The following is an 18,187-nucleotide window of genomic DNA, read 5'->3' as shown; positions in this document are numbered from 1 at the left end:
AGGCGGGCGTTAACGCCGCGCCTGGGTCATTCCTGTGAGATAAAATAGTCGAGGCCTTCGCACCAGCCAGCGGGGCCATATTCCGTGGTTTGATAGACGTGACGCTCATCCTGGCGCGTCAGCTCAACCGGGCTTTTGCTGAATCCCTTAATGACGACGGCGTAATCGACGCTGTCCAGCATCGGCGCGTCGTTCGGGCCGTCGCCAAGCCCGACGGTAATAAAGCGTTTTCCTCCCGATGTGGTCATATTTTGCAACAGCCAGCGTAGCGCCTCGCCTTTGCCGCTGCCTTTCGGCATGACGTGCCAGAAACGGCCGCCCTGCACCAGCATCAGCGACGCCTGTTCCAGCGCCTGGCGGAAGAGGGCGAGCTGTTCATCGCTGTCGCGCCAGACCAGCGTTTCCGACGCCTCGCGCATGCGCGCCAGCGCCGCTTCGGCGGGCGGCAGACCGGTAATGGCCGCCAGCTCTTTCTCGGTAAAATCGCTAAAGCCGGTAAAGCGGAAATGGTGCTGCTGCTGCAAGCGGCGCAGACAGTGGCAGATTTCGCTATAGTCTTTGCCCGCGTGGTGACGCACCATCTCGCCCTGCGCATTATCGATCTGCACCAGCGCGCCGTTTTCAGCAATAAAAGGCGCGCCGGGAAAGCCGAGCCGCTGCTGCAACGGAATAATCTCCGCTGAGGTTTTGCTGGTGCAGATCACCAGCGGGATCTGCGCGTCACGCAGCCGCGCCAGCCAGGGTTCCGCCGGCTGCCAGCTGTAGGTGTGGTGATCTAACAGCGATCCGTCGAGGTCGGTGACGATCATTAAGGGATCTTGCAAATTCGGCATGCCAAAGTCCTCATGATAACGGCGTCCGATGGGGTAAATGCTCTGCCTAAGTATAACGAGAGTTGTTAATTGTGAGGGACGTGGAGATAAAAGGCGCGTTTCGTGCAGGCTCAGAAAATTCTGGAAAATAGCGCGTTTGTTGTCAGAAAAGGCGAAATGCTAAGCGCGCCTAATAAAGTGAAATCTCTCTGCTTTTCCAGCGCGGCGTGAGAAAACAGGGCGGAAAAGGCGGCATTATGCAGAATGAATAAGATTTATCTTAAGGGATGTTTAACGTACTCTGGCAGCGTAAGGGAATTTCCTGGTGTAACGAATTTCATTGACGACTCTGTCATCCCGGCCCTAACAGGCCGGGATTTTTTTATGTACGATCCCGCGTATACCGCTGTTAACGATGCATTTCGCTGACCGAACAATCATGAATATCGAGTTCAAACGCTTCTTCCAGCGCTGAATGACCACGCGCGCGCCTTTCAGCATCCTGTTGCTCCCATTCATTTCCTTCATCCATGCGGTTAAAACATTGCGCGCCAGCGAAAGGGGAACGCGGTTCAGCACTGTCAGACGACGAGCCGCTGTAGCGAGAGTCACTGTTCATAACCGCCTCCGACGCCAGGATGGACGCAAAAAGTATAGGCGATGCGGGCCAGGTTGTTGCGAGCGGGATCGCGGCAGGGAACAAATAAGAAAATACCTAAAAAAAAGCCCGCGAAGCGCGGGCAAAATCCTTGTTACTTTTAGGTTGACTGCGCCTGTGGGGTTGGTGCAGTGGCGATAAGTGTAGGCAAAAAGCGTGTCTGAAGTCTTGCGGGAAAACGTTAAGAAAATGAAAATGTCCGATGCCATATTTCTTAACCTTTACCAGACCTTACAGGCAATTAATAACCTTCCTGCTACACTTACCCATGGATAAAATCTACAAAACAGGAGAAGTTATGGATTTATTGCGCATTATTATCGCCATTTTGTTACCGCCGCTGGGTGTCTTTTTACAGGTAGGTTTTGGCGGCGCATTCTGGCTGAATATCCTGCTAACGCTGTTGGGCTATATCCCCGGCATCATTCATGCGGTCTGGGTTATTGCGCGGCGTTAATTCGCCGTTTATTCTCCGCTGTAACGGTAATGGCCTGAGCAGGGGAACATAATAAACATGAAGGTAAACGATCGCGTTACGGTAAAAACCGATGGCGGTCCGCGGCGGCCCGGCACCGTATTGGCGGTAGAGGATTTTAATGAAGGCACCATGTATCTGGTGGCGCTGGAGGATTATCCGCTGGGGATCTGGTTTTTTAACGAAACCGGACACGACGACGGCATTTTCGTCGAGCCCGCTTCAGGCGGCGAATAAAGAAAACCACCTCTCAGAAGGTGGTTTTTTTATCTCAGCGCATCACGCCTGATTAAAAGGTTTCCCAGTTCTCATTTTCAGCCAGCGCAGGACGCAGCTTCGCTGCTGGCGGCGCTTTCTGCGGCGCGGCGACTTTCGGTGACGAAGCGGTTTCCTGCTGTGACAGACGAAACGCGGCGACGGCCTGCGTCAGGCGCGCGGCCTGTTCCTCAAGCGAGGCGGCGGCAGATGAGGCTTCTTCTACCAGCGAGGCGTTTTGCTGCGTCACGTTATCCATCTCCGTTACCGCCAGGCTGACCTGCTGAATGCCGCGGCTCTGCTCGTCGGAGGCGGCGGCGATCTCCGCCATAATATCGGTAACGCGTCGCACCGCCTCGACAATATCGGTCATGGTGGCGCCTGCATGGCTGACCTGCTCAGATCCCTGGCCAATCAGATGCACCGATTCGGCGATCAGCGCCTCAATCTCTTTCGCCGCCTGAGCGCTGCGCTGCGCGAGGTTGCGCACTTCGCTGGCGACCACGGCGAAGCCGCGTCCCTGTTCCCCGGCACGCGCCGCTTCCACCGCCGCGTTAAGCGCCAGGATGTTGGTCTGGAAAGCGATGCTGTTGATCACGGTGGTGATCTCGGCGATTTTCTTCGAGCTGCCGGAGATATTGTTCATCGTGCTGATAACGCCGCTAACGATATCGCCGCCCTCCCGTGCTTTGCCGGAGGCGTCAGCCGCCAGCTGGCTGGCGTGATGGGCGTTATCGGCGTTCTGTTTCACCGTGGCGGTGAGCTGCTCCATGCTGGCGGCGGTCTGCTCCAGCGCCGACGCCTGCTGTTCGGTGCGTGACGACAGATCGGTATTGCCGGCGCTGATTTCGCCAGAACCCTGATAGATCGCCACCGCGCCTTCGCGCACCACGCCAACGGTAGTCACCAGCGCCTGCTGCATCGCCTGCAGGTTAGCGCTCAGCACGCCGATTTCGCCACGGCCCCAGCGGCGGGGCGGGGCGGTGAGGTCGCCGGCGGCGATGCGCGCGATGCTTTCGCCCGCCTGATGCAGCGGCTGGATCACCACTCGACGCAGGAAGATAAAGGTCATCAGCGTCAGCACCAGCGCGACGGCGAACGCCAGGCCCATAATCAGGTAGCCGAGATGCGACTGCGCGGTGGCCTGCTGATTGATCGCTTCGGCGCGAGCGGTGCGGATCTGAATCGCTTTTAACAGCACTTCGTTATAACTGTCGTCGAGCTTGCGGGTAATGTCCGTTTCCTGCGCAATCACTCCTTCAAAGCTGCCCTGTTTGGCGGACTGTACCATCGGCATCACGCCTTTTTCCAGGTAGCTGTTAAAACGCGCCTGCAACGGCGCGTCCAGCGCGCTGTCCGCTTCGCCTTTATTGGGACGATTCTGATAGGTAGTAAAATTTTGCTGCGCCTGGCCGAGACGCTTCTCAACCGCGCTCAGAATAGAGCGAAACTCCTCCATTTCGCCTATGCGCGCGGCGGCGGCGGCATGGATCACCAGCAGCCGGGCGGTGCGCAGGTGGTTGGAGCTGTTGGAGAGCGCCATGCGAATCTGGATTTCCTGCGTCGCCTCATCCAGAGACCGGTTGCTTTGCTGTAAAAACCAGCCGGACAGGCCGATGCTCAGGGCGAAAAGCACCAGGATACCGGTGAAAATCGTCGTGAACATAGGAACCAAACGCAGATGCTGCCAAAAACTGACCCGATCGTGGGCCCCGTCAGGGGAGGTGGTTTTCATATCCTTTTGCTCTCTGTAAGTAAGGTAGGCGATGTCAGATCGGTATTAGCATCGGCAACCCCGGCAAAAGGCTTAGTGGGATAAATGAGAGGTAGGTCGCAAAACGGAGAAGCAATAAAAAAGGCCGGCAGAGCCGGCCTTTTTTTATCTTACATTCACATAGATGCCGGACGTGACGTTGTCCGTTAAGCGCACCACATGGTAGATCACCTGTTTATTATGCGTTTTGATCTTACGCTTGATATTGCCTTTATGCGACGAAACCGTCTTGGCTTTAATTTGCATCTTGTCGGAAATCTGTATGGTGTCATGTCCTGACATCCACATTTTCAGCATATTAGATTCCGTCTGGCTAAGCGTCAGTGGATTGACATCGATGCCAGAAGAGGCGCGCGTAGACGCGCTGATTTTCTTTTGCAGGTAGCTGCTTAATAATTTATCCAACGTGGCGGACTTTATCGATTTTGACGTAATAATCAGGTTCTTACGAACGTAGAGGTATTCCTCAAAATGGATATTGGCAATCGCCATAAATATAAAAAATATGGTGTCAGGGTGCTGAAGAATAATATTACGAATACGCTCGCTGGAGTCTGCCTCATGAATGAAGCACTCTTCATTAATAAAGACGACGCCAGGTTTTACCTGCTGACACTTAATTTGTAGCTGTTCAATGTCGTTAACGGATGAGATATTTTTCTTTTTAACTCCCTTTGTTGCCATGTAGTCCATTAATCCCAGACGTGTGTAGTTGCATGAATCCATAATAATCGTTGGCATGATAGCGACCCTCACCAATTTGTTATCCGTTTAAATCAACGATGAATACGCGTTCGCGGTACGGGAAAGATTTCTATTAACAATCTTGTAATTTTACTCAGCTGTGTTGAATTCTTAACAGAGCATGGCTGAGGTCATCTTTCTTCCTTGTAACTACAGCAGATTTTTCGCAGGGCAGGATAAATCACTGCCTTAAGCGCAGCAGAACGCGAGAGGCGGCCTGTCAGTAACGACATTTGGCTCTGGCGTACGTCTTATGCGGCTTTTAAGAACGTTGTCACTATCTCGCACAACTAAGATAATCCTGATAGGACAATTCTTAAAAGCATTTACTTCTCGAATGTGTGAAGAATTCGAGAGCGATGACAATGCCGTAAAAATCCATTTTAGACAAGAAAAAACGGCAGAAAAATTTTTCCTTTCGAAAACATTCACTTGCGCGTTCAACCCGTGCTGGACCTGAGTTTATGCCCGTTGCGAATTCCATTTTAAAATACGCGAAGCGCCATTTAATGCGAATAAATTTCACCACCAGGCACTATTTATCAGATTTTCCTCAGTGAAATTCTGATAAAAATGGTTCGAAAAGTACTCAGAAACATTGTGGGTGCTTAAGTGTGGCTATCTTACAGATTAAGAAATGTTGGAGTTTACTTTTGCGGCATTTCAGAAAGTATGTCAGAAAGTAAATCAAATACTTCACTGAAAAGGTGCTCACAGAAAGGAGCGAGAAGGGGCATAAGTATGCCAATTGTTAAAATTCCGATCGATAAGGTTACGGGGAAACCTATCGCGAAAACGGATAGCTGAGGTGCAACACGGTTTAACAAACCCAGGGCCAGGTTAATGGTGAGCAACAGAATGATTAGCGGAAGCGCAAGTCGCATTCCGTTGAGGAAAATTAACCCCCCGCTTTGGCAAGCGCCAGGAATGCATTGGCGTTAAGTGGGTCTCCGCCAATCGGCAATGTATGAAAACTGTCCGCCAGCAGCGAGATCAGCCATAGATGCCCGTTGAAGGTTAAAAACAGCAGCATCGCCAGCATATCAAGAAAGCGCGCCAGCACCGGCATATTCAGGCGGCTGCCCGGATCGAAGAAGGTAGCAAAAGAGAGCCCCATCTGTAATCCGATTAGTTCACCCGCCATGCGCACCGCCGCAAAGGCGAACTGCATGGTGAAGCCTAACGCAATGCCAATCAACAGTTGTTGAATCAACAACCAAAAACCGCCGACGGAAAACAGCGTAACATTAACCGGCGGTAATGTTGGCGCCAGTATCCAGGTGATCATCACCGCCAGACCGATTTTGACCTTCTTACTGACGGAATGTTCGCTGAAAATAGGCGCGGTGCTGAACAGCGCCAGCAGGCGCACCAGCGGCCAGAAGAACTGACCGACCCACAGCATAAGTTGGCTGCTGTCCAGCGTTACCATAAATCGCGTCTCTTAAAACCGGAAAGGCGGCGCGCCGACAGCGTCGGCTAGCCAATTATGTAGGGCAGGTTGCTGAACAGCGTGCGGATATAGTCCAGCAGCAGGTTCAGCATCCACGGACCGGCGACCACTACGGTCGCGGCGACGGCCAGAATTTTGGGAATAAAGGAGAGCGTCTGTTCGTTCACCTGCGTGGCAGCCTGCAGCAGGCTGATAATCAGGCCGCTGACCAGCGCGGCCAGCAGCAGCGGCGCGGCGACCATCAGGGCGACTTTCATCGCGTCGTGGCCAAGGACCATTACCGATTCTGGGGTCATGATTGCTCCGGGTATCAGGAATAAAAGCTCTGCGCCAGAGAACCGACCAGCAGCTGCCAGCCATCCACCAACACGAACAACATCAGCTTAAATGGCAGGGCAATCGTTGCCGGCGGTACCATCATCATCCCCAGCGCCATCAGCACGCTGGCAATGACCAGATCGATAATCAAAAACGGAATAAAGACGGTGAAGCCAATCTGAAACGCGGTCTTCAGCTCGCTGGTGACGTAAGCGGGCAACAGGATACGCATCGGCACCGCTTCCGGTCCGGCGATCGGCGCCGTATTCGCCAGCCGGGCGAACAGCGCAAGATCCGCTTCGCGCGTCTGACGCAGCATAAATTCACGCAGCGGCTGCGCGCCTTTCTCCAGCGCCACGTCCATCGTGATTTTGTCCTGACTGAACGGCAGGTAGGCGTCCTGATAAATTTTGTCGAACACCGGCGCCATGATAAAGAAGGTCAGGAACAGCGACAGTCCCAGCAGCACCTGGTTCGGCGGCGCGGAGGGCGTGCCGAGCGCGTTGCGCAGCAGGCCGAAGACGATAATGATGCGCGTAAAGCTGGTCATCATCAGCAAAATGGCCGGCAAAAAGGTCAGCGAGGTGATGAACACCAGCGTCTGCACCGGCAGAGACCAGCTCTGTCCGCCGCCAGGCAGCGGCTGAGTAACCAGACCAGGCAACTGAGCATGCACCTCAGGCGCTAACAGCAGCAGAGGCAGCAACGGAAGCAGGCGACGAATCATTGGGGTTTTCCGGGACGTTTCACTAACGTCTGTAAAATCTGACGGAAGTCAGGTGCCGCCTGGGCGGGCGGCGCATCCTGTTGTTCGGGAGCTTTGGGCGGCAGCGTATGCAGATGGGTAATCTGCTGCGCAGTCACGCCCAGTACCAGTCGGGCATCTTCCACGTCGACGATCACTACGCGCTCGCGCTGACCGATCTGCACGCTGGCGCTGATTTTCAGCGCCTGCGGGCCGCCAAGACGCTTGGGCGCGAAGCCGAAGCGTTTCGCCAGCCAGGCGCAGGCGAGGATCAGCAGCACGATGCCCGCCAGCACGCTGCTGACCTGAGTCAGCGCGGAACCGGTGGAGAAAGCGGGCTGTGCGGCGTGCAGGGAAGAGGCCTGCTGGGTATGGCTATTCATCATTAACGGCTCAGGCGACGCATACGTTCAGACGGCGTGATAATGTCGGTGATGCGCACGCCATATTTATCATTGACCACCACCACTTCGCCCTGGGCGATCAGGTAGCCGTTGATCAGGATATCCAGCGGCTCGCCGGCGAGACCTTCCAGCGCCACCACCGAACCCTGCGTCAGACGCAGCAGCTCCTTGATGGTCATCTTGGTGCGGCCCAGCTCAACGGTCAGCTTGACCGGAATATCCATGATCAAATCGATATCCTGCAGCGAACCACCGATATCTTTGCTGTCCAGGGACTTGAAGACGCTCTCCGTGGATGACGCGCTGTCGGCTGCGGCTTGTTCACCCATCGCCTCAGCCCACAGATCGTCCGCAGAGATGTTGTCATTGGACGTGTTATTGCTGTCACTCATCGGGCTGTTCCTCATTCAGCGAATTCAAAATCGGGTTAATCAAGTGTTCTACACGCAGCGCGTACTGTCCGTTCAGGGTACCGTACTGGCTGGTCAGCACCGGCACGCCATCGACATGGGCGATAATGCGATCCGGTTTTTCAATCGGTAATACATCGCCGGGCTTCAGCTGCAGTATGCGCGACAGGCGCAGAGAAACGTCGGCGAAGGTGGCGATCAGCTCCAGCTCGGAGTGCTGCACCTGTTTCACCAGCGTTTCGCGCCAGTGCTGATCTTCCTGTCGGGAGTTTTCCAGCGGCGGGTTGACCAGCAGTTCGCGCAGCGGCTCGATCATGCTGAAGGGGATACAGATATTGAATTCCCCTACCAGGTTACCGATCTCCACCTGAAACGGCGTGGTGACCACAATATCGTTCGGCGAGGTGGTGATGTTGGTGAACTTCACCTGCATCTCCGAACGCACATATTCAACATCCAGCGGATAAATCGCTTTCCATGCGTCGCTGTAGCCTTCCAGCGCCAGCTTGAGCATACGGCGGATTACGCGCTGTTCCGTGTGGGTAAATTCGCGTCCTTCCACTTTCGTGGGGAAGCGGCCGTCGCCCCCGAACAGGTTGTCCACCGCGATAAACACCAGGCTGGGCGAGAACACGAACAGAGCGGTTCCGCGCAGCGGCTTCAGGTGGATCAGGTTCAGGTTGGTCGGCACCGGCAGGTTGCGGGCGAATTCATGATACGGCTGAATTTTAATCGCACCGACGCTGATATCCGGGCTACGACGCAACAGGTTAAACAGCCCCATACGGAACTGACGCGCAAAACGTTCGTTGATGATTTCCAGCGCCTGCAGACGCTCGCGCACCACGCGACGCTGGGTATTAGGGTCGTAGGGACGAATGTTGTCATCGCCCGTACTTTTATTCTTATCATCTTCCGCGCTTTCGCTGTCGCCATTGAGAAGCGCGTCAATCTCAGCTTGTGAAAGAATGCTATCGCCCATTAACTCACCTCAAAATGAAGGCGGTAAACAGTACATCGTTTACGACCTGCGGAGGTTGACCTTTAACCAGCGGCGGCGCCAGCGACTGCTTGATCTGTTCCACCAGCGCCTGCTTGCCCTGTTCGGACGCCAGCTTCAGCGAATCCTGGCGGGAAAGCAGCAGCAGCAACCGGCTACGAACTTCAGGCAGGTAGTCGTTCATGCGAAGGCGCGTCGCCTCGTCGGGCAGACGCAGGGTAAAGCCTACGTACAGCACGCGATCGGGATCGTTATCCGCATTGACCAGGTTAACCGTAAATGTATCAAGAGCAAAAAAGACCGGTGCGGCAGGCGGTTCCACTTTCGCAGCGCCCTGATGACCGTCGGTTTTATTCATTATTCGCCAGACTGCATAGCCTGCCACGCTGCAAGCGGCCAGCGTTACAACCAGTAACACCGGAATCAGGATGGAACGTTTGCGGCCTTTGGCTTTCGCGTTATCAGACATTTTGCAGAAATACCCTGTGAATTATCTGGGGCAGGCCGTAGTGGCGAGCCGAGAGTGATTATCCCGCGTCTCTCGCCGATCAATGGGGGGAAAAGACGCGCCTTTTGCTTTTACCTTTGGCGTTTGTTGCCGTCAGGCGAATGTATCGACAGCGCTGCTACCGGCCGCGCGCGCCTGTAAAGCGGCGGGAACGGCGAGCGGCGTGACGTCGTTATCGTTGTCCGGCGTCAGGGAGAATCCGCCCTGCGCCTGGTCGCGGCGCGACTCCTGCTGACCGCCGAAGCTCTGGCTCTGCGGGAAGGCGTCGCTGCCGATGTTGCTCTGGCTCAGGTTGATGCCGCTTTCCGCCAGCGCGGTGCGCAGATGCGGCAGGGCGGCTTCCAGCGCGGCGCGCACCTGGCTGTGGCCGGAGATCATGTTCAACTGCGCCTGGTCGTTATCCAGCTTCAAACTGATCTGGATCGCGCCCAAATCGTCCGGGTGCAGACGCAGTTCGGCGTTCTGCTGTCCGTTGCGGCTAAACATCAATACCTGCTGGCTCACCGCCTGCTGCCACTCCGGGCTGCCCAGCTGCGCGTTGATCTGCGGCGCGGTCGGCGTCATGGCCGTGGCTGACGCCGCAGGCTGCGCGACGGCGGCGGTAGCGCTGTTCATGGCGGCCGACAGCGCGCTCAGCGTTTGCGGCGGCAGGCTCTCTTTATTTTCTTTTACCTCATCCTGCTTTACGCCGTTCAGCATGTTCTGGAACGCGGCGCTGTTGCCGATATCGCCGCTATCCGTCGTGGCGGCCGTCGTCAGACCCGCCGCGTTGACGCTGGCGGATTTATCCGCCAGGGCGTCGGCCGCTGTTGGCTGCTGCGCGTTCAGCGCCGCCAGCGTCGCTTTTAAACTGCCGTTCTGCCCGCCCAACGGCGCGGCAAGGCTGTCGCCCTGCAGTTTCAGTTCGCTGCTCTTCGCCGCCTGCTGCACAAATGGCGTTTGCGGCAGCATGGCGAACAGCGCCTGCAAAGATTGCTGGTCCGCCGCGCTTAACGTGTCACGTTTCAGCTCATCCTTATCATCGGCGAGTTTGCCGCTCTCTTTAGTCTTTTCGGGCGCCAGCAACGCATTAAGCGCGTCCGGTTTTTCCAGCGCCGCCAGCAGCGAGTTCAGCTCGGTGGTCGGCGCGTTCTCCGCCTGCGCCTTATCGCCGCCGACGGCGATCGACGCTTTATCGTCGCCCTGTTTCGTCAGCGTCAGCAGACGGTTGCCGAGCAGGGTAAGAAATGCTTCCGGCAGCTGCCCGGCTGCGGCGGCGGTATTGTCGCCGCCGACCGCGCCGGCGGTGCTGGCGGAAAGGTCAGCGCCGCTTCCGACGCTGAGAGTGTTGACCGATGTTGGCAGCTTAATCATTCACCTTTCCTCAATGACGCCCGCTGGGCATACTCATCCATCCGTTTCTGATCGAGACGGTTTTCCTGTAATAATTCGTTCGCCTGCGAGCGCGCCTGCAGCGTCTCCCAGGCATGCAGTCGTTGCTGTTTATTGCGCCAGACGTCCAGCGCCTGTTCGACTTTCTGGTTGCACTGCGCCAGCTGATGGCGGTGCTGCTCAATGGCCTTTTCCAGCGTCTGAATAAACTGGTGATAGTTGGTCCAGCGCGAACTGGCGATGCCGGTCGACATATTGTCGTTCAGCTTATTGCGGTATTCATCCTGGTAGTTCAGCAGCATGTTGAGCTGTTCGTCAGCCTGCTGCTGCGCGCGGCGCATGGTGCCCAGTCGGATCGCCGCGTCTTCCACCTCTTTCTGCGCCAGGTCGCGCAGGGTTTCCATCGCACTGTTTGGTTTTGCCATCGTAAGGTGACCTCACTCCTCGCGTCGGGCCTGGCCCGGCGACATCAACCAAAGATCGCCTGCAGGTGCAGGCAGGCATCGTCATAGCTGCTGCGCTCGAAGATGCCCTGTTGCAGAAAGGCTTCCAGCATCGGCCAGAGCTTGATCGCTTTATCCAGCATCGGATCGCTGCCGGCCGCATAGGCGCCGACGCTGATCAGGTCGCGGTTGCGCTGATAGCTGGAGAGCAGCTGCTTAAACTGGCGCACGCGCGCGTAGTGGGTTTCATCGATCAGCGCAGTCATCGCGCGGCTGATGGAGGCTTCAATATCGATGGCCGGATAGTGGCCCGCCTCCGCCAGGCGCCGCGACAGCACCACATGGCCGTCGAGGATGGCGCGCGCGGAGTCGGCGATCGGGTCCTGCTGATCGTCGCCTTCCGTCAGCACGGTATAAAAGGCGGTGATCGAACCGCCGCCGTCGATGCCGTTGCCGGCGCGTTCGACCAGCGCGGGCAGCTTGGCGAACACCGAAGGCGGATAGCCTTTGGTCGCCGGCGGCTCGCCGATCGCCAGCGCGATTTCACGCTGCGCCATCGCGTAGCGGGTCAGGGAGTCCATGATCAGCAGCACATGCTGTCCGCGATCGCGGAAATCTTCGGCGATGCGCGTGGCGTAGGCGGCGCCCTGCATACGCAGCAGGGGAGAAACGTCCGCCGGGGCGGCGATCACTACCGAGCGCGCGCGGCCCTCGGTGCCAAGAATATTTTCGATAAAGTCTTTTACTTCGCGGCCACGTTCGCCGATCAGCCCGACGACGATCACGTCCGCTTTGGTGTAGCGCGCCATCATGCCGAGCAGCACCGATTTACCGACGCCGGAACCGGCGAACAGGCCCATACGCTGACCGCGGCCGACGGTGAGCAGGGCGTTGATCGCCCGCACGCCGGTATCCAGCACGTCGGTGATCGGGGTACGCTGCAAGGGGTTGAACGGCGGGGTGATCAGCGGGGCGCGGTAGCCGGTTTCCGGCGCGGGCAGGCCGTCGAGCGGACGGCCGCTGCCGTCCAGCACGCGACCCAGCAGCTGCGGACCCAGCATCAGCTGTTTGCCGCTCTGCGCATTGTCGCCGTTGCCGCGTGCAAAGACACGCGCGCCGGGCAGAATGCCTTCGACTTCTTCCAGCGGCATCAGAAACAGTTTCTGACCGTTAAATCCGACCACTTCGCTTTCAACTTCCGCGATCTGTTTGCCGTCGTTGCGCTCGATAACGCAGGTGGCGCCGAGCGGCAGTTGCAGGCCGGTCGCCTCCAGCACCAGGCCGGTGGCGCGCGTCAGGCGGCCGTAGCGGCGCACGGTGGGCACCTCCGCCAGGCGCTGTTCAAAGCTGTCCAGCGAACCTAACCAGCGGGAAAGACGAGTGGTCATTACAGCTCTCCAGGCGCCGCCAGGCGGCACAGCTCATGCCAGCGCGTCGCCACGCTGGCGTCTAAATCGCCATCTTCGGCGCTCAGCTTGCAGCCGCCGGGGTGCAGCGAACTGTCCGCCAGCAGGCGCCAGCCGTGCAGATCGAGCGTCGGGCCGAGCGTCTGCTCAACGCGTTGCAGATCGTCAGGATGCACGCGCAGCTGCGGTTTGCCGCTGAACATCGGCTCCTGCTGGATCATCTGCTGAATTTGTCGCAGCAGGGCGGAACCGTCCACCGCCGTGGCCTGGCCGATCACCTGGCGCGCCGCTTCCAGCGCCAGCTGCAGCAGCCGGGAAGCGATGACGCTGTCGAGCGCTTCCAGCGTGTGCTGGAATTCGGTCACCAATTGCTGCATGCGCGCCTGAATCGGCACCTGCTGCTGCTGCGCTTCCGTCAGGCCCTGCTGAAAACCGGCGTCGAAGCCCGCCTGCTTGCCTTCGTTAAAGCCTTTTTGCTGACCCTCGGCGTAGCCCTGCGCGTGCGCATCGAGACGCGCCTGCAGCTGAAGCTGCTCCAGCTGCGTCTGCTGCGACGGCTCTTCGCCTTCTTCATTGTCGACGAAGGCGAAATCGGGCTCCGCACGCGGCTCGCTGACTGGCTGATCGAACCGGGTTAAATCGTCAGGCTGCCAGCGCTGCCACGGACGGGAAGAAAAGGCATCAGACATAGGTTTCCTCGGCGCCGCCAATTACCATTTCGCCACTTTCCGCCAGACGACGGACGATGAGCAGGATCGCTTTCTGTTCGTTTTCCACCATCGACATACGCACCGGGCCGCGGTTGGCCAGGTCGTCGCGCAGGATATCGGCCGCACGTTGCGACATATTCTTGAGGAACTTCTCGCGCAGCGGCTGTTCGGCGCCTTTCAGGGCGACCAGCAGCGACTCGGACTCCACTTCCTGCAGCAGACGCTGGATACTGCGGTCGTCCACATCCACCAGGTTTTCGAACAGGAACATTTCGTCGATGATTTTCTGCGCCAGTTCGCCGTCGAATTCGCGCACCGCTTCCATAACCGCCTCTTCCTGATGCGTTTTCATCAGGTTGATGATTTCCGCCGCGGTTCTCACGCCGCCCATCTTCGCGCGCTTGAGGTTCTGGCCATCGAGCAGCGAGTTGAGCACTTCGGTCAGTTCCGCCAGCGCCGCCGGCTGGACGCCGCCGAAGGTGGCGATACGCAGCATTACGTCGTGACGCAGACGATCGTCAAACAGGGCGAGAATATCCGCCGCCTGCGAACGCTTCAGGTGCACCAGGATGGTGGCGATGATCTGCGGATGCTCGTCGCGGATCAGATCGGCCGCCGCTGGCGGTTCCATAAAGTTGAGCGTTTCCATGCCGCTGGTGGTTTCGCGCGTTTCCAGAATATCTTCCAGCAGCGTCGCCGCGCGCTCTTCGCCCAGCGCTTTCACCAGCACCGAACGCAGGTAGTCGTTGGAGTTGAGGCTCAGCGCCGCAAACTGTTCGGCGTCGGCTTCAAACTCGCGCAGCACGTCGGCCAGCTGCTGGTGCGACACCTGACGCATATTGGCCATCGCCGCGCTGAGGTGCTGTACCTCGCGGGTGTTGAGGTGTTTGAACACCTCAGCCGCGCGGTCTTCTCCAATCGTCATCAGCAGGACGGCGCTTTTTTCAGTACCGGTCAGACTCATAGTTCGTTACTCATCCATTGGCGGATAACCAGCGCCACAATGCGCGGATCGTTTTCAGACATATCGCGGATGCGCTGGCTCATCACTTCGGCGCTCATGCGATGTTTAGACTTACGTTCCTGCTCCTGATCGTCTTTGCTGAGGGAGACAGAGAAGGCCTGATCTTCTTCACGCTGTTTCGCCTGCGCTGCCGCCTGCTCTGCCGCCAGTTTGGCCATCTCCTGCTTGCGCAGCAGCTGCGGACGCACCATTTTGCGGTAGAGGATGAAGGCGACCAGAGCAACGAGCAGCCAGCGTCCCGCATTCATCAGCTGGTCGAAGAACGACTGCTGCTGCCAGAACGGAAGGTCGCCGCCGGTTTCATCGGTCTGCGTAAACGGCGAGTTCACCACGTTGACGCTGTCACCGCGATCGGTGGAGTAGCCCATCGCTTCGCGCGTCAGATCTTCAATCTGTTTCAGCTGCGCGTCGGTCAGCGCCACCGCTTTGCCTTTCGCATCGGCGCGGTAGTTCACCACTACGGCGACAGAGAGACGTTTCACGCTGCCGACATTCATCTTGGTATGACGAATGGTGCGATCCAGCTCATAGTTGGTCGTGTCGTCGTGATGCGTGTTGGACGGCACGGCGCGCGCGCTGCTGTTGGTGCTGGCGGTGGTGCCGTTGTTGGCCGCCGCGTTATTCGCATTGGCGTTGTTGGCGTTTGCGTTCGGCGTCTCGATCGGCGCGCTGTTCGCTGGCGCCGGCTGGTTGGAGAGCGCGCCCGGCACGCCGCCCGGATACTGGCCGCCCAGCTGCTCGCTGCTGCTGCTCTGGCGTGAACGCACCGCGGCGTTGGCCGGATCGCTGTTCGGCTTATATTGTTCTTCCGTCTGTTCACGCGCGTCGAAATCGATCTGAGCGGTCACCTGCGCATGCACATTGCCGTTGCCGACGATCGGCGCGAGGATCGCTTCGATACGTTGCTGATAGCGGCTTTCTACTTCGGTGGCGTATTTCAGCTGCGCATCGTTGAGATCGCGGCCCGCCGCGTCGGAACGGGTCAGCAGGCGACCGCTCTGATCGACCACCGTCACGTTGCCCGGCGGCAGCCCGGCGACGCTGCTGGAGACCATATGCACGATGGCGCTGATCTGTCCTTCATCCAGCGCGCGTCCCGGCTGCAGCAGCAGCGTGACGGAGGCGGACGGGGATTTTTGCTCGCGAACGAACAGCGTTGGTTTCGGCATCGCCAGATGCACGCGCGCGCCTTTAACCGGGCCGAGCGTTTCGATAGTGCGCGACAGTTCGCCTTCCAGCGCGCGCTGGTAGTTCACCTGCTCGCTGAACTGGCTGATGCCGAACTTCTCTTTATCCAGCAGTTCAAACCCAACAGCGCCGCCTTTCGGCAGACCCTGTTGAGCGAGACGCAGGCGCAGTTCATGCACTTTCTCGGCGGGCACCATGAGCGCGCCGCCGTTCTCCTCGAAACGGTAGGGGATATTCATCTGAGTAAGCTGCGTCACGATCGCGCCGCCGTCCTCATTTGAGAGGTTGTTATAAAGGACGCGGTAATCAGGCGTTTTCGCCCAAAGCACCAGCGCGACAACGATGGCAGCGGCTGCGGCCACCGCGATAATCAGCGGTATCCGCGGATTTGCGCGCAGGCGAGCAAGAAGGTCACTGAAGCCTTTCTTATTTGCTGTATCCTGAGTTGCGGTAGCATTCATGACCATTTCCTGCCTGACAGTTGACCGGACTGTGTGTTAAGTGGTGACAAAACTGACTCCCTGATGCGGCTTAGAAAAGTTCCACTTCAATGGAGGCCATTATTTTCTGATTCGCCAATTTCGATGGGTCAAAAAGCCATGTCTTTTGCTGTCATTTACGCCCTTTGTCTTATTGACTTTGTGTTAAGTTTTGTTCCGTAAATCGAACAAGCCGCCAATAACGAGGGTTAACATGGCAATCCAGGGGATAGAAAGCGTCATTCAGCAGCTACAGCTTGGCTCGCTGCAGGCAAGCAACAGAAGCACCGACACCAGCGCGCACGCCGACTTCGCTGCGCAGATGAAGGCCGCTCTGGATAAGATCAGCGACACGCAGAACAGCGCGCGTACGCAGGCACAAAATTTTGAATTGGGTAAACCGGGCATCGCGCTGAACGATGTGATGGTCGATCTGCAAAAATCCTCTATCTCTATGCAGATGGGGATTCAGGTGCGCAATAAACTGGTGGCCGCCTACCAGGAAATTATGAATATGCAGGTGTAGTGGGGTAGGTTACTCAATTTAATAAAATAACCTGGCCTGGCGTTCTCCTTCAGGGCAGATGCAGGACATATGGGGCCAGCTTTGCGGCCTGTCGCGCCGGTCTGCTTATGCTGCCGGTGACTGGCGCGCTGGGTGCGGTACGGAAACCTGAATGGTACCGAGCGCCGGGCTGATGATTCCTCCCGCTATCGCAGCGCGTTAATCACCTCAGCCACCGTCGGCGCGCTTTCGGCCATGACCGGCATTGAATCGCAGCTGAAAGCGCACCTGGGCATCAGCATGAACACAGGGCTGAGCCGATCCCAGCTCGCTGAGCTTGTTCCTTTTTTTGAGGAGAAGGGCGAGGAAAACGACGCACGGCGACTTCGGATGGCGCTTGATACCGTCCAGGCTCATTAACAGTCCCATCGGCGCAGAGCAAGCACTCTGGGCGCGATCAATACTAAAAAATCCCGCTCCTCAACCCTGTTTCAGGGCTTCGGCATTCTTCTTACTCTATAAAGTTAGCCAGTTCAGCTGAGGTCCCTTCAGGGAAGTTTTTTTTCAGCCAGGAGAGGAAGGCGGATACGCGTGGACTGAGCAGGCGCCGTGATGGATATAATACCCACAAAGCCGTTACAGGCCCTTCAGTGTCTCCCCATTTAACGAGCCTCCCGGCGGCCAGCTCGTTAAATACCAGAGATAACGGCAGACAGGCTATACCAACATCAAGCCTTACTGCATCACGGATCATGGTCATGGAAGAGAACGAAAGCACCGGATTAACCGTTATTATTGATGCTCCATCCGGCGTAATTAATGTCCAGTTTCTCTGCTGTCCGGTCGAGCCTCTGACAACTGCCGGGATAACAGCTTCATCAGGAGGCCAGGCCCGATGGGGGTTGGCCACCACTATTTGCGGATCGTGCAAAAATGGTCGGCCAATCAAGGTCTCATCTTCCTTTGGGTTCACCCGTATAACCAGATCATATCCCTCCTCGATCATCTCTACTTCACGGTCATCGGTCATGACTTCAAGCTGTATTCCGGGATAGTCGAGTACAAATTCGGCTGCGAGCTTGCCCATGGCGGTCTGGGCAAACAACAACGGAACGCTGATCCGCAAACGGCCCCTCGGTATTTTCCCTCCCGACGCTATCGTTACTGTCGCTTCCTCAAGTTCAGTAAGCAACTGACCCGTACGTTCAAACAGCGCCAGCCCTTCTTCCGTCAACCTGAGATTACGTGAACCTCGTTCGAACAGTCGTACCCCCAGACTTTCCTCTAATTCAGCTACGCGGCGCGACAGCGTCGCCTTGGGCCGCCCGGTAGCGCGCGCTGCCTTTCCAAAACCGCCATGCCGTGCAACAAGGTTGAAGTCTTTTATTGCCAGAAGATCCATGTGTTTCACCAGTGAGACAGAGAGTCTAAATATAGTGTCTATTCGCTCAATTTTGAATCAGTAATAATCATTTCACCCACACAGACCTCTCTCAGGAGAAACA

21 protein-coding genes and 1 pseudogene are annotated in these 18,187 nt (G+C 57.2%); 4 read left to right on the top strand and 18 right to left on the bottom strand.

The features are described from left to right. Positions 1-26: 26 nt before the first annotated feature. Together C2E16_RS13170 and C2E16_RS20590 are read right to left on the bottom strand one after the other, a co-directional pair. Complete coding sequence (locus C2E16_RS13170; protein ID WP_038625378.1) at positions 27-833, bottom strand: mannosyl-3-phosphoglycerate phosphatase-related protein; 807 nt, start codon at positions 831-833, stop codon at positions 27-29. A 388-nt stretch (positions 834-1,221) separates the two neighbouring features. Further along, the gene (locus tag C2E16_RS20590; protein ID WP_121495295.1) at positions 1,222-1,431 is read right to left on the bottom strand and encodes a DUF2525 domain-containing protein; all 210 of its coding nucleotides are present in this window, start codon (positions 1,429-1,431) and stop codon (positions 1,222-1,224) included. A 337-nt stretch (positions 1,432-1,768) separates the two neighbouring features. Here C2E16_RS20590 and C2E16_RS13165 point away from each other — a divergent pair, with 337 nt between their 5' ends. Next, complete coding sequence (locus C2E16_RS13165) at positions 1,769-1,927, top strand: YqaE/Pmp3 family membrane protein (RefSeq protein ID WP_038625380.1); 159 nt, start codon at positions 1,769-1,771, stop codon at positions 1,925-1,927. A gap of 57 nt (positions 1,928-1,984) precedes the next feature. Beyond that, positions 1,985-2,182 carry a protein DsrB gene (gene dsrB, locus C2E16_RS13160; RefSeq protein ID WP_038625382.1) on the top strand — a complete coding sequence of 66 codons (198 nt, stop codon included), beginning with the start codon at positions 1,985-1,987 and terminating at the stop codon, positions 2,180-2,182. Positions 2,183-2,234: 52 nt separating this feature from the next. Here dsrB and C2E16_RS13155 read toward each other — a convergent pair whose 3' ends face one another. From C2E16_RS13155 to fliF, 15 genes and pseudogenes are all read right to left on the bottom strand, one after another. Beyond that, the gene (locus C2E16_RS13155; protein WP_084971312.1) at positions 2,235-3,935 is read right to left on the bottom strand and encodes a methyl-accepting chemotaxis protein; all 1,701 of its coding nucleotides are present in this window, start codon (positions 3,933-3,935) and stop codon (positions 2,235-2,237) included. Between the two features lie 144 nt (positions 3,936-4,079). Beyond that, complete coding sequence (rcsA, locus tag C2E16_RS13150) at positions 4,080-4,715, bottom strand: transcriptional regulator RcsA (RefSeq protein ID WP_038625386.1); 636 nt, start codon at positions 4,713-4,715, stop codon at positions 4,080-4,082. Between the two features lie 650 nt (positions 4,716-5,365). Continuing rightward, positions 5,366-6,150, bottom strand: a pseudogene (gene fliR, locus C2E16_RS13145) (flagellar biosynthetic protein FliR). A gap of 47 nt (positions 6,151-6,197) precedes the next feature. Next, the gene (gene fliQ, locus C2E16_RS13140) at positions 6,198-6,467 is read right to left on the bottom strand and encodes a flagellar biosynthesis protein FliQ (RefSeq protein WP_038625390.1); all 270 of its coding nucleotides are present in this window, start codon (positions 6,465-6,467) and stop codon (positions 6,198-6,200) included. 14 nt (positions 6,468-6,481) lie between these two features. Then, positions 6,482-7,213 (bottom strand): flagellar type III secretion system pore protein FliP, encoded by a 732-nt coding sequence (fliP, locus tag C2E16_RS13135; RefSeq protein ID WP_038629957.1) that lies wholly within the window; start codon positions 7,211-7,213, stop codon positions 6,482-6,484. After that, on the bottom strand, positions 7,213-7,617 hold the full coding sequence (fliO, locus tag C2E16_RS13130) for a flagellar biosynthetic protein FliO (protein ID WP_084971319.1): 405 nt from the start codon (positions 7,615-7,617) through the stop codon (positions 7,213-7,215). The genes fliP and fliO overlap by 1 nt, the downstream gene beginning before the upstream one ends. A 2-nt stretch (positions 7,618-7,619) precedes the next feature. Continuing rightward, positions 7,620-8,030 carry a flagellar motor switch protein FliN gene (gene fliN / locus C2E16_RS13125; protein ID WP_084971313.1) on the bottom strand — a complete coding sequence of 137 codons (411 nt, stop codon included), beginning with the start codon at positions 8,028-8,030 and terminating at the stop codon, positions 7,620-7,622. Beyond that, positions 8,023-9,030 (bottom strand): flagellar motor switch protein FliM, encoded by a 1,008-nt coding sequence (gene fliM, locus C2E16_RS13120; RefSeq protein WP_084971315.1) that lies wholly within the window; start codon positions 9,028-9,030, stop codon positions 8,023-8,025. Before fliM ends, fliN begins: the two co-directional genes overlap by 8 nt. 4 nt (positions 9,031-9,034) lie before the next feature. Next, positions 9,035-9,517 (bottom strand): flagellar basal body-associated protein FliL, encoded by a 483-nt coding sequence (gene fliL, locus C2E16_RS13115; RefSeq protein ID WP_038625397.1) that lies wholly within the window; start codon positions 9,515-9,517, stop codon positions 9,035-9,037. 132 nt (positions 9,518-9,649) lie between these two features. Beyond that, the gene (locus C2E16_RS13110) at positions 9,650-10,909 is read right to left on the bottom strand and encodes a flagellar hook-length control protein FliK (protein WP_038625399.1); all 1,260 of its coding nucleotides are present in this window, start codon (positions 10,907-10,909) and stop codon (positions 9,650-9,652) included. Then, complete coding sequence (fliJ, locus tag C2E16_RS13105) at positions 10,906-11,352, bottom strand: flagellar export protein FliJ (protein WP_038625402.1); 447 nt, start codon at positions 11,350-11,352, stop codon at positions 10,906-10,908. The genes C2E16_RS13110 and fliJ overlap by 4 nt, the downstream gene beginning before the upstream one ends. Positions 11,353-11,396: 44 nt before the next feature. Next, complete coding sequence (gene fliI / locus C2E16_RS13100; RefSeq protein WP_038625404.1) at positions 11,397-12,758, bottom strand: flagellar protein export ATPase FliI; 1,362 nt, start codon at positions 12,756-12,758, stop codon at positions 11,397-11,399. Beyond that, complete coding sequence (fliH, locus tag C2E16_RS13095) at positions 12,758-13,465, bottom strand: flagellar assembly protein FliH (RefSeq protein WP_038625406.1); 708 nt, start codon at positions 13,463-13,465, stop codon at positions 12,758-12,760. The genes fliI and fliH overlap by 1 nt, the downstream gene beginning before the upstream one ends. Next, complete coding sequence (gene fliG, locus C2E16_RS13090; protein WP_038625408.1) at positions 13,458-14,450, bottom strand: flagellar motor switch protein FliG; 993 nt, start codon at positions 14,448-14,450, stop codon at positions 13,458-13,460. The genes fliH and fliG overlap by 8 nt, the downstream gene beginning before the upstream one ends. Then, a complete protein-coding gene (gene fliF, locus C2E16_RS13085) occupies positions 14,447-16,165 on the bottom strand; it encodes a flagellar basal-body MS-ring/collar protein FliF (protein WP_084970430.1) in 1,719 nt (572 codons plus the stop codon). Before fliF ends, fliG begins: the two co-directional genes overlap by 4 nt. 226 nt (positions 16,166-16,391) lie before the next feature. On the opposite strand from fliF, the gene fliE reads away from it, so the two are divergent. Both fliE and C2E16_RS13075 read left to right on the top strand, forming a co-directional pair. Further along, positions 16,392-16,703, top strand: a complete 312-nt coding sequence (gene fliE, locus C2E16_RS13080) for a flagellar hook-basal body complex protein FliE (protein ID WP_038625413.1) — start codon at positions 16,392-16,394, stop codon at positions 16,701-16,703. Between the two features lie 132 nt (positions 16,704-16,835). Continuing rightward, the gene (locus tag C2E16_RS13075; RefSeq protein ID WP_038625415.1) at positions 16,836-17,102 is read left to right on the top strand and encodes a carboxymuconolactone decarboxylase family protein; all 267 of its coding nucleotides are present in this window, start codon (positions 16,836-16,838) and stop codon (positions 17,100-17,102) included. 91 nt (positions 17,103-17,193) lie between these two features. Here C2E16_RS13075 and C2E16_RS13070 read toward each other — a convergent pair whose 3' ends face one another. Beyond that, positions 17,194-18,084, bottom strand: a complete 891-nt coding sequence (locus tag C2E16_RS13070) for a LysR family transcriptional regulator (RefSeq protein WP_084970431.1) — start codon at positions 18,082-18,084, stop codon at positions 17,194-17,196. Positions 18,085-18,187: the final 103 nt, after the last annotated feature.

The sequence above is a fragment of the Mixta calida genome, assembly GCF_002953215.1.
In the GTDB taxonomy this organism is placed as follows: domain Bacteria; phylum Pseudomonadota; class Gammaproteobacteria; order Enterobacterales; family Enterobacteriaceae; genus Mixta; species Mixta calida.
This window is presented reverse-complemented; position numbering and strand designations above follow the sequence as displayed.

What these genes read in the sequence shown, in the direction of transcription:
- C2E16_RS13165 (WP_038625380.1), top strand. Translation starts at nt 1,769, where the DNA reads ATGGATTTATTGCGCATTATTATCGCCATTTTGTTACCGCCGCTGGGT.
- fliO (WP_084971319.1), bottom strand. Translation starts at nt 7,617, where the DNA reads ATGAATAGCCATACCCAGCAGGCCTCTTCCCTGCACGCCGCACAGCCC.
- C2E16_RS13070 (WP_084970431.1), bottom strand. Translation starts at nt 18,084, where the DNA reads ATGGATCTTCTGGCAATAAAAGACTTCAACCTTGTTGCACGGCATGGC.
- fliL (WP_038625397.1), bottom strand. Translation starts at nt 9,517, where the DNA reads ATGTCTGATAACGCGAAAGCCAAAGGCCGCAAACGTTCCATCCTGATT.
- C2E16_RS13110 (WP_038625399.1), bottom strand. Translation starts at nt 10,909, where the DNA reads ATGATTAAGCTGCCAACATCGGTCAACACTCTCAGCGTCGGAAGCGGC.
- fliH (WP_038625406.1), bottom strand. Translation starts at nt 13,465, where the DNA reads ATGTCTGATGCCTTTTCTTCCCGTCCGTGGCAGCGCTGGCAGCCTGAC.
- C2E16_RS20590 (WP_121495295.1), bottom strand. Translation starts at nt 1,431, where the DNA reads ATGAACAGTGACTCTCGCTACAGCGGCTCGTCGTCTGACAGTGCTGAA.
- fliJ (WP_038625402.1), bottom strand. Translation starts at nt 11,352, where the DNA reads ATGGCAAAACCAAACAGTGCGATGGAAACCCTGCGCGACCTGGCGCAG.
- fliI (WP_038625404.1), bottom strand. Translation starts at nt 12,758, where the DNA reads ATGACCACTCGTCTTTCCCGCTGGTTAGGTTCGCTGGACAGCTTTGAA.
- C2E16_RS13170 (WP_038625378.1), bottom strand. Translation starts at nt 833, where the DNA reads ATGCCGAATTTGCAAGATCCCTTAATGATCGTCACCGACCTCGACGGA.
- fliG (WP_038625408.1), bottom strand. Translation starts at nt 14,450, where the DNA reads ATGAGTCTGACCGGTACTGAAAAAAGCGCCGTCCTGCTGATGACGATT.
- fliN (WP_084971313.1), bottom strand. Translation starts at nt 8,030, where the DNA reads ATGAGTGACAGCAATAACACGTCCAATGACAACATCTCTGCGGACGAT.
- fliQ (WP_038625390.1), bottom strand. Translation starts at nt 6,467, where the DNA reads ATGACCCCAGAATCGGTAATGGTCCTTGGCCACGACGCGATGAAAGTC.
- fliE (WP_038625413.1), top strand. Translation starts at nt 16,392, where the DNA reads ATGGCAATCCAGGGGATAGAAAGCGTCATTCAGCAGCTACAGCTTGGC.
- fliM (WP_084971315.1), bottom strand. Translation starts at nt 9,030, where the DNA reads ATGGGCGATAGCATTCTTTCACAAGCTGAGATTGACGCGCTTCTCAAT.
- dsrB (WP_038625382.1), top strand. Translation starts at nt 1,985, where the DNA reads ATGAAGGTAAACGATCGCGTTACGGTAAAAACCGATGGCGGTCCGCGG.
- fliF (WP_084970430.1), bottom strand. Translation starts at nt 16,165, where the DNA reads ATGGTCATGAATGCTACCGCAACTCAGGATACAGCAAATAAGAAAGGC.
- C2E16_RS13155 (WP_084971312.1), bottom strand. Translation starts at nt 3,935, where the DNA reads ATGAAAACCACCTCCCCTGACGGGGCCCACGATCGGGTCAGTTTTTGG.
- rcsA (WP_038625386.1), bottom strand. Translation starts at nt 4,715, where the DNA reads ATGCCAACGATTATTATGGATTCATGCAACTACACACGTCTGGGATTA.